Origin of the sequence: Streptomyces sp. WI03-4A (assembly GCF_033792105.1) — a bacterium.
Taxonomy (GTDB): domain Bacteria; phylum Actinomycetota; class Actinomycetes; order Streptomycetales; family Streptomycetaceae; genus Streptomyces; species Streptomyces collinus_A.
In genome coordinates, this window is record NZ_JARAUO010000012.1 from 110,940 (window position 1) to 124,605 (window position 13,666).

At 72.4% G+C, this 13,666-nt stretch carries 13 protein-coding genes; 5 read left to right on the top strand and 8 right to left on the bottom strand.

Translation table 11 applies throughout. The features are described from left to right. Nucleotides 1-29: 29 nt before the first annotated feature. The 3 genes from PV343_RS15590 to PV343_RS15600 form a co-directional block, all read right to left on the bottom strand. Nucleotides 30-497, bottom strand: a complete 468-nt coding sequence (locus tag PV343_RS15590; protein ID WP_319147507.1) for a VOC family protein — start codon at nt 495-497, stop codon at nt 30-32. 40 nt (nt 498-537) lie between these two features. Next, nucleotides 538-1,491 (bottom strand): EamA family transporter RarD, encoded by a 954-nt coding sequence (gene rarD / locus PV343_RS15595; protein WP_319147508.1) that lies wholly within the window; start codon nt 1,489-1,491, stop codon nt 538-540. A gap of 127 nt (nt 1,492-1,618) precedes the next feature. After that, nucleotides 1,619-2,473: an SDR family oxidoreductase gene (locus PV343_RS15600; protein ID WP_319147509.1), complete on the bottom strand. Its 855-nt coding sequence runs from the start codon at nt 2,471-2,473 to the stop codon at nt 1,619-1,621. Between the two features lie 102 nt (nt 2,474-2,575). Between PV343_RS15600 and PV343_RS15605 the strand changes: the two genes are divergently transcribed. Continuing rightward, a complete protein-coding gene (locus PV343_RS15605; protein WP_319147510.1) occupies nt 2,576-2,980 on the top strand; it encodes a winged helix-turn-helix transcriptional regulator in 405 nt (134 codons plus the stop codon). A 40-nt stretch (nt 2,981-3,020) separates the two neighbouring features. Here PV343_RS15605 and PV343_RS15610 read toward each other — a convergent pair whose 3' ends face one another. The 5 genes from PV343_RS15610 to PV343_RS15630 form a co-directional block, all read right to left on the bottom strand. After that, a complete protein-coding gene (locus PV343_RS15610; protein ID WP_319147511.1) occupies nt 3,021-4,082 on the bottom strand; it encodes a 2-oxoacid:ferredoxin oxidoreductase subunit beta in 1,062 nt (353 codons plus the stop codon). Beyond that, nucleotides 4,075-6,003 carry a 2-oxoacid:acceptor oxidoreductase subunit alpha gene (locus tag PV343_RS15615; RefSeq protein WP_319147512.1) on the bottom strand — a complete coding sequence of 643 codons (1,929 nt, stop codon included), beginning with the start codon at nt 6,001-6,003 and terminating at the stop codon, nt 4,075-4,077. The genes PV343_RS15610 and PV343_RS15615 overlap by 8 nt, the downstream gene beginning before the upstream one ends. A gap of 286 nt (nt 6,004-6,289) precedes the next feature. Next, nucleotides 6,290-6,949 (bottom strand): response regulator transcription factor, encoded by a 660-nt coding sequence (locus tag PV343_RS15620; RefSeq protein ID WP_319147548.1) that lies wholly within the window; start codon nt 6,947-6,949, stop codon nt 6,290-6,292. Nucleotides 6,950-7,143: 194 nt separating this feature from the next. Then, nucleotides 7,144-8,508, bottom strand: coding sequence for a sensor histidine kinase (locus PV343_RS15625; RefSeq protein ID WP_319147513.1), 1,365 nt, complete (start codon nt 8,506-8,508; stop codon nt 7,144-7,146). 245 nt (nt 8,509-8,753) lie between these two features. Then, nucleotides 8,754-9,941 carry a sensor histidine kinase gene (locus PV343_RS15630; RefSeq protein ID WP_319147514.1) on the bottom strand — a complete coding sequence of 396 codons (1,188 nt, stop codon included), beginning with the start codon at nt 9,939-9,941 and terminating at the stop codon, nt 8,754-8,756. 230 nt (nt 9,942-10,171) lie between these two features. On the opposite strand from PV343_RS15630, the gene PV343_RS15635 reads away from it, so the two are divergent. The 4 genes from PV343_RS15635 to PV343_RS15650 are packed head-to-tail and all read left to right on the top strand — an operon-like array spanning nt 10,172 to nt 13,666. Continuing rightward, the gene (locus tag PV343_RS15635; protein ID WP_319147515.1) at nt 10,172-10,591 is read left to right on the top strand and encodes an NADH-quinone oxidoreductase subunit A; all 420 of its coding nucleotides are present in this window, start codon (nt 10,172-10,174) and stop codon (nt 10,589-10,591) included. Then, nucleotides 10,582-11,193, top strand: a complete 612-nt coding sequence (locus PV343_RS15640; protein WP_319147516.1) for an NADH-quinone oxidoreductase subunit B — start codon at nt 10,582-10,584, stop codon at nt 11,191-11,193. The genes PV343_RS15635 and PV343_RS15640 overlap by 10 nt, the downstream gene beginning before the upstream one ends. Beyond that, the gene (locus tag PV343_RS15645) at nt 11,190-12,701 is read left to right on the top strand and encodes an NADH-quinone oxidoreductase subunit C (RefSeq protein WP_319147517.1); all 1,512 of its coding nucleotides are present in this window, start codon (nt 11,190-11,192) and stop codon (nt 12,699-12,701) included. Before PV343_RS15640 ends, PV343_RS15645 begins: the two co-directional genes overlap by 4 nt. Next, complete coding sequence (locus PV343_RS15650; protein WP_020941602.1) at nt 12,698-13,666, top strand: complex I subunit 1/NuoH family protein; 969 nt, start codon at nt 12,698-12,700, stop codon at nt 13,664-13,666. Before PV343_RS15645 ends, PV343_RS15650 begins: the two co-directional genes overlap by 4 nt.

The window sequence follows — 13,666 nt, forward strand, 5'->3', positions numbered from 1 at the left end:
CCCGGCGCGGGCGCCGGCTCACCCGCGGGTCAGTGGACGCAGAACTCGTTGCCCTCCGGGTCGGCCATCAGCACCCACTCGCCGCCCGGCTCCTTCACCTCGCGCAGCACGCGCGCCCCGAGGGCCTCCAGCCGTGCCACCTCCTCCGCGCGGCGGCCGGCGCCGGGGTGCAGGTCGAGGTGGAGCCGGTTCTTGACGGTCTTCGCCTCCGGGACGCGCTGGAAGAGCAGCCGCCGCCCCAGCCCGGTGCCCGAGTCCGGGTCGACCGGGTCGTCGGGGTGGCGCACCGCGATCAGGTCCCGGAAGGCGGGGCGGCCGTGGTGGTCGACGGTGGCCGCTTCGGGCAGCGCGCCGAACGACAGCAGCCGTTCGACGAGCGCGCTGTTGTCCTCGGCCTCGTAGCGCAGCGCCGCGGCCCAGAAGTCGGCCTGCGCGTGCGGGTCGGCCGCGTCGATGACGAGCTTCCAGTGCAGCGGTTCGGGTGTCTGCGTCGGCATGGGCCCAGTTATAACGGCCACCCCTGACAGCCGGCCCCCGTCAGGCCTCCACCGGCGCGGAGTCGGGCGTCGTCTCCACGCGCGGCGACACCACGACCACCCTCGTCCTGCGCGCGGAGCGCAGCGCGTCGGCCGTGAGCAGGCTCAGCGCCAGCCACACCAGCGCGAAACCGGCCCAGCGCGCGAGCGGCATCGACTCGTGGAAGTAGACGATGCCGAGCACGAACTGGAAGACGGGCGCCAGGTACTGCAGCAGCCCCAGCGTGGACAGGGGCACCCGGATCGCCGCGGCGCCGAAGCAGACCAGCGGCAGCGCGGTGACGAGGCCGGTCGCGGCCAGCAGGGCCCCGTGGCCGGCGCCCTCGGAGGTGAAGGTGGAGCCGCCGTGCGCGGACAGCCACAGCAGGTAGCCGAGCGCGGGCACGAACTGGACGGCGGTCTCGGCGGCCAGCGATTCGACGCCGCCGAGGGCGACCTTCTTCTTCATCAGCCCGTAGGTGGCGAACGAGAAGGCCAGGCAGAGGGAGATCCACGGCGGATGGCCGTAGCCGACGGTCAGCACGACCACGGCGGCGAAGCCCACCGCGACCGCCGCCCACTGCGCGCGCCGCAGCCGCTCCTTGAGCAGCAGCACGCCCATCGCGATCGTCACCAGCGGGTTGATGAAGTACCCGAGCGACGCCTCGACCACGTGGCCGGAGTTCACCGCCCAGATGTAGACGCCCCAGTTCACGGTGATGACGGCCGCGGCCAGCACCACGAGCGCCAGCCGCCGCGGCTGCCGCAGCAGCTCACCGGCCCAGGCCCAGCGCCGTACGACGACCAGGGCGGCGATGACGAAGACGAGGGACCACACCATGCGGTGGGCCAGGATCTCCATGGCCCCTGCGGGCTTCAGCAACGGCCAGAACAGCGGGACGAGGCCCCACATGCCGTACGCGGCGAAACCGTTCAGCAGGCCTATCCGGTGCTCACCCTTGGACGTCCCGGGCACGGGCCCCTCCTTCTCACCTCACACACGCAGCACGCGAGAACGAAGGTAGCGCCGGAAACCCCGCCTGTCATGCCCGTATCGCCATACGGTCATGACAGGCGGGGTGAGGGTGCTCACGCGCGCGTGCTCAGCCCTTGAGCGCGGCGGCGACCGCCTCCGCGAGCGGGGTGGTCGGACGGCCGGTCAGGCGGGACAGGTCGCCGGTGGAGACGACCAGTTCGCCCCTGCCGATCGACACGTCGACCCCGGCGAAGATCTCGACGAGCGGCTCCGGCAGCCCGGCGCCCGCCAGGATGCCCTTCAGCGCCTCCACGGTGACGGCGTTGTAGGCGATCTCCCGGCCGGTCTGCCGGCTCAGCTCGGCCGCGTACTCGGCGAAGCTCCACGCCTCGTCGCCGCCCAGTTCGTACGTCGTGTTCTCGTGCCCCTCGCCGGTCAGCACGGCGACCGCCGCGGCGGCGTAGTCGGCGCGCGAGGCCGAGGAGACCCGGCCCTCGCCGGCCGCGGCGACGACGGCGTCGTGCTCCAGCACCGGGCCCAGGTTCTCGGTGTAGTTCTCGTGGTACCAGCCGTTGCGCAGCAGGCTGTAGGGCAGGCCGGAGGCGATCAGCGCCTCCTCGGTGGCACGGTGGTCGTCGGCGAGCGCGGCCTTGAGGCTGCCGGGCGCGCTCGTGTAGGCCAGCAGGGCCACGCCCGCCGCGCGGGCGGCGTCGATGACGACCTGGTGCTGGCCCACCCGGCCCTTGGCGAACTCGTTGCCGGAGATCAGCAGGACCTTGTCACCGGCCGCGAACAGGCCGTCGAAGGTCTCGGGCCGGTTGTAGTCGGCGACGGCGAGACGGACGCCGCTGGCCGCGAGCCCGGCGGCCTTCGCCTCGTCGCGCACGACGGCGGTGATCCGCTCGGCCGGGATCTTCTCCAGCAGCCGCTCCACGACGAGGCGCCCGAGGTGTCCGGTGGCTCCGGTGACGACGATGCTCATGAGGGGGAACTCCTTGGGGGTTGGCTCTGCACTCAGCTCTGCACTCACCCTAGGAGCAGCACTAACCAAGGGAAAGTACCCACTTTGAAGTAAGGTACTTCCATGGCGGTAAGTGAGAAGGTCCTGGAGTCCGAGGCGATGTGCCCCCACCGGCTCGTGCTGGAGCACGTCACCAGCCGCTGGGGCGTCCTCGTGCTGATCGAGCTGCTGGAGCGGCCGTACCGCTTCAGCGAGCTGCGCCGGGCCATCGGCCGGTGGGGCGGCCGGGGCGTCAGCGAGAAGATGCTCACCCAGACCCTCCAGACCCTGGAACGCGATGGGCTGGTCCACCGCGACGCCAAGCCGGTCATCCCGCCCCGCGTCGACTACTCGCTCACCGCCCTCGGCCGTGAGGCGGCGCTGCAGGTGCGCTCCCTGGCGCGGTGGACCGACGAGCGCATGGCCCAGGTGGAACAGGCCAGGCAGGCGTACGACGAGGCCCGGGAAGCGACGTCCCGGGCCTCGTAGGAACCGCCGCGACGGCGCCGGCCGTCGCGGTCCGCACGGCTCAGCCGACGACCGTCCAGGTGTCGCCGCCGGCCAGCAGCGCCCCGAGGTCGCCCTTGCCGCGCTGCTCGATGGCCGCGTCGAGCTGATCGGCCATCGCGGTGTCGTAGACCGGCCGCTCAACGGACCGGAACACGCCGATCGGGGTGTGGTGCAGGGTGTCGGGGTCGGCCAGCCGGGAGAGCGCGAAGGCGGTGGTGGGGGACGCCGCGCCGGCGTCGTGCACCAGGATGTCCGCCTCGTTCTCGGCAGTCACCGTCACCACCTTCAGATCACCGGTCCGCCCGTCCCGCACAACCCCGCGGCCGCCGTCGGTCCCGAACCGGATCGGCTGCCCGTGCTCCAGGCGGATCAGCGCCTCCTCGGCCTGCTGCTTGTCCTTCAGCGCGTCGAAGGCGCCGTCGTTGAAGATGTTGCAGTTCTGGTAGATCTCGATCAGGGCCGTGCCCTGGTGGTCGGCGGCCGCCCGCAGCACCTCGGTCAGGTGCTTGCGGTCGGAGTCGATCGTGCGCGCGACGAAGGACGCCTCCGCGCCGATCGCCAGCGACACCGGGTTGAAGGGCGCGTCCAGCGAGCCCATGGGCGTCGACTTGGTGACCTTGCCGACCTCCGAGGTGGGGCTGTACTGCCCCTTGGTCAGGCCGTAGATCCGGTTGTTGAACAGCAGGATCTTCAGGTTCACGTTCCGGCGCAGGGCGTGGATCAGGTGGTTGCCGCCGATGGACAGCGCGTCGCCGTCACCGGTGACCACCCACACGCTCAGGTCGCGCCGCGAGGTCGCGAGGCCGGTGGCGATGGCCGGGGCACGACCGTGGATGGAGTGCATCCCGTAGGTGTTCATGTAGTACGGGAACCGGGAGGAACAGCCGATCCCGGAGACGAAGACGATGTTCTCCCTCGCCAGCCCCAGCTCCGGCATGAAGCCCTGCACCGCGGCCAGGATCGCGTAGTCACCGCAGCCCGGGCACCAGCGCACCTCCTGGTCGGACTTGAAGTCCCGCATCGACTGCTTGGCCTCGGCCTTCGGGACCAGCTGCAGCAGCCCGTTGGTGGCGTCAGTCATCGATGGCCTCCTTCAGCGCGGTGGCGAGCTGTTCCGCCTTGAACGGCATGCCGTTGACCTGGTTGTACGAGTGGGCGTCGACCAGGTACTTCGCCCGGATCAGGGTGGCCAGCTGCCCGAGGTTCATCTCGGGGATCACGACCTTGTCGTAGCGCCCCAGCACCGCGCCCAGGTTGCGCGGGAAGGGGTTCAGGTGCCGCAGGTGAGCCTGCGCGATCGACTCGCCGGCCGCGCGCAGCCGCCGTACCGCCGCCGTGATCGGGCCGTACGTCGAACCCCAGCCGAGAACCAGCGTCCGCGCCTCGTGCGGGTCGTCGACCTCCAGGTCCGGGACCTCGATGCCGTCGATCTTGGCCTGGCGGATGCGGACCATGAAGTCGTGGTTGGCCGGGTCGTAGGAGATGTTGCCCGTGCCGTCCTGCTTCTCGATGCCGCCGATGCGGTGCTCCAGGCCCGGCGTGCCCGGGACCGCCCACGGCCGCGCGAGGGTCTGCGGGTCCCGCTTGTACGGCCAGAAGACCTCGGTGCCGTCCTCCAGCGTGTGGTTCGGGCCCGAGGCGAACTGCACCCTGAGGTCCGGCAGCTCCTCCAGGTCCGGGATCCGCCACGGCTCGGAGCCGTTGGCCAGATAGCCGTCGGACAGCAGGAACACCGGGGTGCGGTAGGCCAGCGCGATCCTGGCCGCCTCCAGCGCCGCGTCGAAGCAGTCCGCCGGCGTCATCGGGGCGACGACCGGGACCGGCGCCTCGCCGTTGCGGCCGAACATCGCCTGCAGCAGGTCCGCCTGCTCGGTCTTGGTGGGCAGCCCCGTCGACGGGCCGCCGCGCTGGATGTCGACCACCAGCAGCGGCAGCTCCAGCGAGACCGCGAGACCGATCGTCTCGCTCTTGAGCGCCACACCCGGGCCGGACGTGGTCGTCACGGCCAGCGAACCGCCGAAGGCGGCGCCCAGCGCGGCGCCGATGCCGGCGATCTCGTCCTCGGCCTGGAAGGTGCGCACGCCGAAGTTCTTGTGCTTGGACAGCTCGTGCAGGATGTCGGAGGCCGGGGTGATCGGGTACGAGCCGAGGAACAGCGGCAGGTCCGCCTGCTGGGAAGCGGCGACCAGGCCGTAGGCCAGGGCCAGGTTCCCGGAGATGTTCCGGTAGGTGCCGACCGGGAACGCCTTCGCGGCCGGGGCGACCTCGTAGGAGACGGCGAAGTCCTCCGTGGTCTCGCCGAAGTTCCAGCCCGCGCGGAACGCGGCGATGTTGGCCGCGGCGATCTCGGGCTTCTTGGCGAACTTGCTCCGCAGGAACTTCTCGGTGTTCTCGGTGGGCCGGTGGTACATCCAGCTCAGCAGGCCCAGGGCGAACATGTTCTTGCTGCGCTCGGCCTCCTTGCGGGAGAGGTCGAACTCCTTCAGCGCCTCCACGGTGAGCGTGGTCAGCGGCACCGGGTGCAGGTTGTAGCCGTCCAGCGAGCCGTCCTCCAGCGGGGAGGCGGCGTAGCCGACCTTCTGCAGGGCGCGCTTGCCGAACTCGTCGGTGTTGACGATGATCTCGGCGCCGCGCGGCACGTCGCCGATGTTGGCCTTCAGGGCGGCCGGGTTCATCGCGACCAGCACGTTCGGCGCGTCGCCCGGGGTCAGGATGTCGTGGTCGGCGAAGTGGAGCTGGAACGAGGAGACACCGGGCAGGGTGCCGGCGGGGGCACGGATCTCGGCGGGGAAGTTGGGGAGGGTGGAGAGGTCGTTGCCGAAGGACGCGGTCTCCGAGGTGAACCGGTCACCGGTGAGCTGCATGCCGTCACCCGAGTCCCCCGCGAACCGGATGATCACCCGGTCCAGGCGCCGCACGTCCTTCGCTCCGCCCGGTTTGCGCTGCTCTCCCACGACGGCGGCGTCGGCCTGCTCCGCTGGGCTGCTGACCTGGCTGGTCACTGAACTGGACCTCCTTCGAGGCGGCTGTCCGGGCGTGGTCTTCCCAGGGACCATCCCAGGATCAACCCTACGTCGGTTAGGGTCGCCTTCCCGGGGCCATCCGTATCGTGGACGGCCTTTCGAGACGGCCTGTCGCGCTGACTTGTCATGATGTCCCGCACCGCTCGAGCGCCGGTGTAGACGCTCCCCGCGATTCCCTCGGTTCTCCTGCGTGACCTCCCACCCGAGTACCCGGCTTCCACAGAAGCCGGACGGACTGACGCGCTGCTGACACAGTGTCGGCCCGTTACGAGTTGAGGTAGGTCAGGACGGCCAGAACACGCCGGTGGTCGCCGTCGCTCGGCGACAGCCCGAGTTTCAGGAAGATGTTGCTGACGTGCTTCTCCACCGCCCCGTCGCTGACCACGAGCTGCCGCGCGATGGCCGAGTTCGTCCGCCCCTCCGCCATCAGTCCCAGCACCTCGCGCTCACGCGGAGTGAGCCCCGTCAGCACGTCCTGCTTGCGGCTGCGGCCGAGCAGCTGCGCGACCACCTCGGGGTCCAGCGCCGTGCCGCCCCCGGCCACCCGCACCACCGCGTCGACGAACTCGCGCACCTCGGCGACCCGGTCCTTCAGCAGATAGCCCACGCCCCGGCTGGAACCGGCCAGCAGTTCGGTGGCGTAACGCTCCTCCACGTACTGTGACAGCACCAGCACGCCGAGTCCCGGGTGCTCCTTGCGCAGCCGTACGGCGGCTCGCACCCCCTCGTCGGTGTGTGTCGGCGGCATCCGCACGTCCGCCACCACCACGTCCGGCAGCGCGCCCTGCGCGTCCAGGTCGGCGATGGTCTTGACCAGTGCCTCCGCGTCCCCGACGCCGGCCACGACGTCGTGCCCGCGGTCGGTCAGGAGCCGGGTCAGGCCCTCCCTGAGCAGCACCGAGTCCTCGGCGATGACCACCCGCACCCTGTCCTCCACGTTCTCCCGGCCCCCCACAGCCCCGACCTTCCGACGGCGTCTCGTACGGAAGTCCAGCATTCCAGCAAACGGGCCGTCGTGCGCAGGAGCCGGGCAAAGCACGGTGTCGGGGAGTGCCGGGGATTTCCCTGACGGGAAGCCGGGGGGCAGGCCCGCCAGGGCAGCTCGGCGCGGTCAGCTCCTCAGGCCCGCCAGGGCAGCTCGGCGATCACGCGGGTGGGGCCGCCGGCCGGCGAGTCCACCACCAGGACGCCGTCCACCGCGTCCAGCCGGCCCGCCAGGCCCCCCAGGCCCGAGCCGCGGGTCGCGTCCGCGCCGCCCACCCCGTCGTCCATCACCTGGATCATCAGCCGGTCCTCCGAGCGCCACACGTCCACCGACGCCGACCGCGCCCGGCTGTGCTTGCTGATGTTCTGCAGCAGCTCGGAGACGGTGAAGTAGGCGATGCCCTCGATGGCCGGGACCGGCCGGGCCGGCAGGTCGACCTCCACCCGCACCGGCACCGTGCACCGGGAGGCGACCGACGACAGCGCCGCGTCCAGACCGCGGTCCGTCAGCACCGCCGGATGGATGCCCCGCGCCAGGTCCCGCAGCTCCTGCAGGGCCGTCTTCACCTCGCCGTGCGCGTCCTCCACCATCCGGGCCGCCGCCCGCGGGTCCTCCCGCAGCTTCTCCTTGGCCAGCCCCAGGTCCATGGCCAGCGCCACCAGCCGGGCCTGCGCCCCGTCGTGCAGGTCCCGCTCGATCCGGCGCAGGTCGGCCGCCGCCGTGTCGACCACCACCCCGCGGTCCTCCTCCAGCTCCACCACCCGCGCCGACAGCCGCGACGGCCCCAGCAGCCCCCGCACCATCAGCCCGTCCACCGTGGTCAGCCCCCGCACGACCCACGGCGTGGCCAGCGTGAACAGCAGCCCGACCAGCGAGGCCATGGTGATCTCGAACGGGTTGTCGAGATAGACGCTGTGGTGCGCGTCGCCGTACAGCTGCAGACCGCCCTGCCCGGCGTACATCGGGAACACCCAGAACCACAGCGGGTACGTCAGCAGCGCCCAGCCGTACGCCCAGAAGTTCACCGCCACCACGAACGAGAACACCGACCACGGGAACCGCAGCAACGCGTACAGCAGGCTCCGCCACGAGGCGCCGCTCTTGAGCACCGCCCCCATCCACGCGAAGACACCCGGCTTGGCGGTCCGCAGCGGCTCCGGGGCCGCCACCTCCACGCCCAGCAGCGAGCGGGCACGGGACCGCTCCAGGGCGCCGAACCCCCGGCAGCCGGCCAGCGCCACCGCGAGCACCGGGACGCCGAGGAAGGTCACCAGCAGGCCGGCGCCGAGCGCCACCATGGTGACCGTCCAGGTGAACAGCACGATCGCGACCGGCAGGCTCAGCAGCACATAGCCGAACTCGCGCCAGCTGCGCCCGTCGACGGGCGCCCGCAGCGCGGCGGGCAGCGCGGAGCGCCGGGCCCCCTCGTGGGCGGGGAAGCCGGATCCGGCCGGGTGCCCGTGTCCCCGCCCGTGCTCCTGTCCGTACTCCGTGGCCATCGGCGTCGTCCCGTTCTCCTCGTCATGGCGGTGGTGCCGCCGTGTCCGCCGTGTCTTCTGCGGCGTGTCACAAGCCTGGCGAGCGAGGCCCGCCCGGGCCATGGAGGCCGTCGGCCTCTTCGAGCGGGGGTTTTCCCCACCCCCCGGCCCCGCATCGGCACCCGCGGCCCCGCTCCGGCACCTCCGGCTCCGCTTTCGGCCCCGCTCCGGGCCCGGTCAGTCCGTGCCCGGCCAGTAGCGCCCGGTCAGTCCGTGCCGGTGCGGTCCCGCCACGGCAGTTCCGCCGTGACCACCGTCGGGCCGCCCACCGGCGAGTCCACGACGAACAGCCCGTCCACCGCGCCCAGCCGGTCCGCCAGCCCCCGCATCCCGCTGCCGCCGTCCAGCCGGGCGCCCCCGCGGCCGTCGTCCAGGACCTGGATGAGCAGCCGGTCCTCCGAGCGCCACACCTCCACCGACGCGGACCGCGCCCCGCTGTGCTTGCTGATGTTCTGCAGCAGCTCGGAGACGGTGAAGTAGGCGATGCCCTCGATGGCCGCCGCCGGCCGCTCCGGCAGGTCCGCCGTCACCCGCACCGGCACCGTGCACCGGGAGGCGACCGACGACAGCGCCGCGTCCAGGCCGCGGTCGGTCAGCACCGCCGGATGGATGCCCCGGGCCAGATCGCGCAGCTCCTGCAGCGCGAGCTTCACCTCGCCGTGCGCCTCCGCCACCATCGCCGCGGCCGTGTCCGGGTCCTCCAGCAGTTTCTCCTTGGCCAGACCGAGCCCCATCGCCAGGTTCACCAGCCGGGCCTGCGCCCCGTCGTGCAGGTCCCGCTCGATCCGGCGCAGGTCGGCGGCCGCCGTGTCGACGACCACCCCACGGTCCGACTCCAGCTCGGCGATCCGGCGCTCCAGCTCGTCCGACGGCGACAGCAGCCCGCGCACCATCGCCCGGTCCGCGTTGGCCAGCCCCCGGGCGACGAACGGCAGCACCGGCCACAGCACGAACAGCGAGACCAGCACGACGGCGAAGGTGAGGACTCCCCACGGCAGCCGGATCAGGTCGTACAGCAGGGTCCGCCAGCCCACCGGGTCCTTCAGCGCCAGCCACAGCCGCTGCACCGGACCACCGCCACGGGCGATCGGCAGCGGCGTCGGCTCCTCCACCCGCAGCCCGAGCAGCGCCCTGGCCCGGGCCCGTTCCAGCTTGCCGAACTGGCGGGCGCCCAGCAGACAGACGGCCAGCAACGGGAGCCCGACCACCGTGACGGTGAGGACCCCGCTGACGAGCACCACGGTGAACACGTACGTGAAACCGAACAGCGACACCGGCAGGTTCAGCAGGAGATGCGCGATCTCCTTCCAGGTGTACGCGTCCAGGGCGAGCCGGGCCGCGGGCAGGCGGTCGGGGCCGTCGGTCCGGTCGGCGGCGGAGGCGGAAGCGGTCATGGCGGCCAGCCTGCCGTGCCCGGCACCCCTCGCGCCATGCGGTGCGCCGCCGCCGTGTGCGGGGGAAAACCCCACCCCGCGCACCGCCCCCGCGTCTCATGCCGTGACAGGCCGCTTACCGTGTCTTTATCAGGGCCTAGACTCCCGTGCGTACAGATCCTCGAATCACGGCGCGCCACAGGGTTCGGCAAGGCCACGAGGTCAGGGAACGAGGGAGAGGGAGACGGACGGTGCGGGAGACGTTGGGGCACTCGACGGTCGCCGCGGAGAACGTCATCGCGGCCGGCTACTTCCGGTCCTACTCGGTCGTGGGACTGCTCGCCCTCATGGGCGTGCTGTTCGTCGCGGTCGCCTTCGGCGCGGGCCGGCTGCTGCGGCCGGTCGTGCCCACTCCCGAGAAACTCCTCACCTACGAGTGCGGCGTCGACCCCGTCGGCGAGGGCTGGGCCCACACCCAGGTCCGCTACTACGTCTACGCCTTCCTCTACGTGATCTTCGCGGTCGACTCCGTCTTCCTGTTCCCGTGGGCGACGGTCTTCGCCGCCCCCGGCTACGGCGCGACGACCCTCGTGGAGATGTTCATCTTCCTCGGCTTCCTCGCCGTGGGCCTGCTCTACGCCTACAAGAAGGGGGTCCTGGCATGGACGTGAACCCCGAGCCCGCGCACCAGCCCGTGCACCTGCCGGAGCCGAAGCGCCTGGGCGCGCTCGCCCGGCTGGCTCCCGAGCCGATGAAGGTGGTCCTGAACTGGGGCCGCCGCTACTCGCTGTGGGTCTTCAACTTCGGCCTCGCCTGCTGCGCGATCGAGTTCATCGCCGCGTCGATGGCCCGCCACGACTTCATCCGGCTCGGCGTCATCCCCTTCGCGCCGGGCCCCCGCCAGGCCGACCTGATGGTCGTCTCCGGCACGGTCACGGACAAGATGGCCCCGGCCGTCAAGCGCCTGTACGAGCAGATGCCGGAACCGAAGTACGTCATCTCCTTCGGCGCCTGTTCCAACTGCGGCGGCCCCTACTGGGACTCCTACTCCGTCACCAAGGGCGTCGACCAGATCATCCCGGTGGACGTGTACGTCCCCGGCTGCCCGCCGCGCCCCGAGGCGCTGCTCCAGGGCATCCTCAAGCTCCAGGAGAAGATCGCCCGAGAGTCGCTCGAACACCGCTACGGCGACGCCCGGCCGTCCGCCGCCGCGCTGCAGAGCGGTCTGGTGAAGCCGCCGGTGCCCGCGGCCGACGAGGGGGACGCGCGATGAGCACGGCCGGCTGGCTGCCCGCCCCCGCCGAGGAGCTGTTCGGCCCCGAGGCCACGGCCGAGGAGGCGTACGAGGTCCTGACGGTGGACGTCCCGCCGTCCGCCTGGCTCACCGCCCTGGAAACCGCCCGTACGACCCTGTCCTGCACCTACTTCGACTGGCTCAGCGCGGTCGACGAGCCCGGCACCGGCTTCCGTGTCTCCGCCCACGTCGTCGCCCTCTCACCGGTCCGCCGGCTGCTCCTGCGCACGACCGTCCCGCACGAGGCGCCGGCCCTGCCCTCCGCCGTCGGCGTCTACGCCGGCGCCGCCTGGCACGAGCGCGAGACGCACGAGATGTTCGGGGTCGACTTCGAGAACCACCCCGGCCTGGACCACCTGCTCCTCCCGGACACCTTCGAGGGCCACCCGCTGCGCAAGGACTTCGTCCTCGCGGCACGCGTCGCCAAGGCATGGCCCGGCGCCAAGGAGCCGGGCGAGTCCGACCACGGCGGCCCCAGGCGCCGCCAGATGCTGCCCCCGGGCGTCCCGGACCCCAACGAGTGGGGCCCGCTCAAGGGCACCCTCCCCGCCGCCCCGGCCCGCCCGGCCCGCGCTGCGGGCGAGCGACCCGCGCGCGCGGCGGGGGAGCGCCCGGTACGACGCACCCGCACGGCAGCAGCGGGCTCGGCAAGCCAGGCGGCCGAGCCCGGCACCGCCGCGACCGCCCCCGGCGCGACGGAGACTGCGTCCGGTACGGCGGCTGGACCCGCCGGTGCGGCTGCGCGGCCGCGGCGGACGAGGAGCGCGAGCGAAGGTTCGGCGAGCCAGGCGGCTGGGCCGGGGGACGCCGGTACTCCGGCCGGGGCCCCGTCCGGAGATGCGGCCGAGTCTGCGTCCGGTGCGGCCACTGGTCCCGCTGCTGCTGCCGGCGCGGCCGGTGCGGCTGGTGCGGCTGGTCGGCCGCGGCGGAGCAGGAGTGCGAGCGAGGGCTCGGTGAGCCAGACGGCGGCCAAGGACGACGCGGCGGAGCGGAAGCAGGCTGCGGCCGAGGGCGACGCCTCCCGCGCGGCGGCGGAGACCCCCGGGGCCGAGGGCCCGGCGGCCGAGGGCTCGGTGGCACATGAGCCCACGTCCGCGCCCGCGCCGACGCCGGCAGGGCCGCGCCGCGCCCGCAGTGTCTCGGGCGGCTCGGCCTCCCAGCGGGCCGCGACGGAGGAACCGGCGGGGACCGAGCCGGCAGGGAGCGAGCCGGCGGGCGCCGAACCGTCGGGTCCGGGTGAAGGTCCCGGCCGTCCCGCCCGGCGCAGCACGGCCCCGCGCAGCTCCGACGCCCCGTGGCACCACGCCCGCCCGGCCTTCGACGAGAAACGCGAGCCGGAGCGGGCACAGTCGCCCGAGCCCCGGCCCGAGTCACCGGAGCCCCGGCCCGAGGCGGAGGCGCCACAGCCCGAAACGCCAGAGGACCCCAAGGAGCGCGAACCCGCCGACCGAGACACCCCCGAAGACCCCACAGGAGGCCCGCAGTGAACGACGCGCTGGACGTCGCCCTGCGACTCCTGATCGTGTTCGTCGTCTTCCTCACCTTCCCCCTGATCGTCGGCCAGACCGAGCACAAGGTGATGGCCCACATGCAGGGCCGCCTCGGCCCGATGTACGCGGGCGGCTTCCACGGCTGGGCCCAGCTCATCGCCGACGGCGTGAAGTTCGCGCAGAAGGAGGACGTGGTCCCGGCCGGCGCCGACCGCCGCGTCTTCCAGCTGGCCCCCGCCGTCGCCCTGCTGCCGTACCTGCTCGTCCTGCTCGCCATCCCGATCGGACCGGGCGAGGGAGCCGTCGGACAGGTCCTCGACGCGGGCGTCTTCTTCGTGCTCGCGGTGATGGGCGTCGGCGTCCTCGGCTCGCTCATGGCCGGCTGGGCCAGCGCGAACAAGTTCTCCCTGCTCGGCGGCCTGCGCACAGCCGCCCAGCTACTCGCCTACGAACTCCCGATGCTGCTCGCCGCGGCCTCCGTCGCCATGGCCGCCGGAACCGTCTCCCTGCCGGGCATCCTGCACGCCTTCCACTGGTGGTGGCTGCCCTGGCAGATCGTCGGCGCGGTGGTGTTCTTCGTGGCCGGCCTCGCCGAGCTGCAACGGCCGCCGTTCGACATGCCCGTCGCCGACTCGGAGATCATCTTCGGCGCGTACACCGAGTACACGGGCCTCAGGTTCGCCCTGTTCCTGCTCGCCGAGTACGCCGGCATCATCGTGCTGTGCGGCCTGACCACCGTTCTCTTCCTGGGCGGCTGGCACGGCCCCTGGGGGGCCGACGGCCTGGGCTGGGTGTGGACCCTGCTGAAGACCGCGGTCCTCGCCTTCGTCGTCATCTGGCTCCGCGTGACCTACCCCCGCCTGCGCGAGGACCAGCTCCAGAAGCTCTCCTGGACCCTCCTCGTCCCCCTCGCCCTCGCCCAGATCGCCCTCACCGGCATCGTCAAGGTGGTGATCTCCTAA

Coding starts and splice junctions, on each gene's coding strand:
- PV343_RS15590 (WP_319147507.1), bottom strand. CDS start 497: ATGCCGACGCAGACACCCGAACCGCTGCACTGGAAGCTCGTCATCGAC.
- PV343_RS15600 (WP_319147509.1), bottom strand. CDS start 2,473: ATGAGCATCGTCGTCACCGGAGCCACCGGACACCTCGGGCGCCTCGTC.
- PV343_RS15605 (WP_319147510.1), top strand. CDS start 2,576: ATGGCGGTAAGTGAGAAGGTCCTGGAGTCCGAGGCGATGTGCCCCCAC.
- PV343_RS15610 (WP_319147511.1), bottom strand. CDS start 4,082: ATGACTGACGCCACCAACGGGCTGCTGCAGCTGGTCCCGAAGGCCGAG.
- PV343_RS15625 (WP_319147513.1), bottom strand. CDS start 8,508: ATGGCCACGGAGTACGGACAGGAGCACGGGCGGGGACACGGGCACCCG.
- PV343_RS15630 (WP_319147514.1), bottom strand. CDS start 9,941: ATGACCGCTTCCGCCTCCGCCGCCGACCGGACCGACGGCCCCGACCGC.
- PV343_RS15640 (WP_319147516.1), top strand. CDS start 10,582: ATGGACGTGAACCCCGAGCCCGCGCACCAGCCCGTGCACCTGCCGGAG.
- PV343_RS15645 (WP_319147517.1), top strand. CDS start 11,190: ATGAGCACGGCCGGCTGGCTGCCCGCCCCCGCCGAGGAGCTGTTCGGC.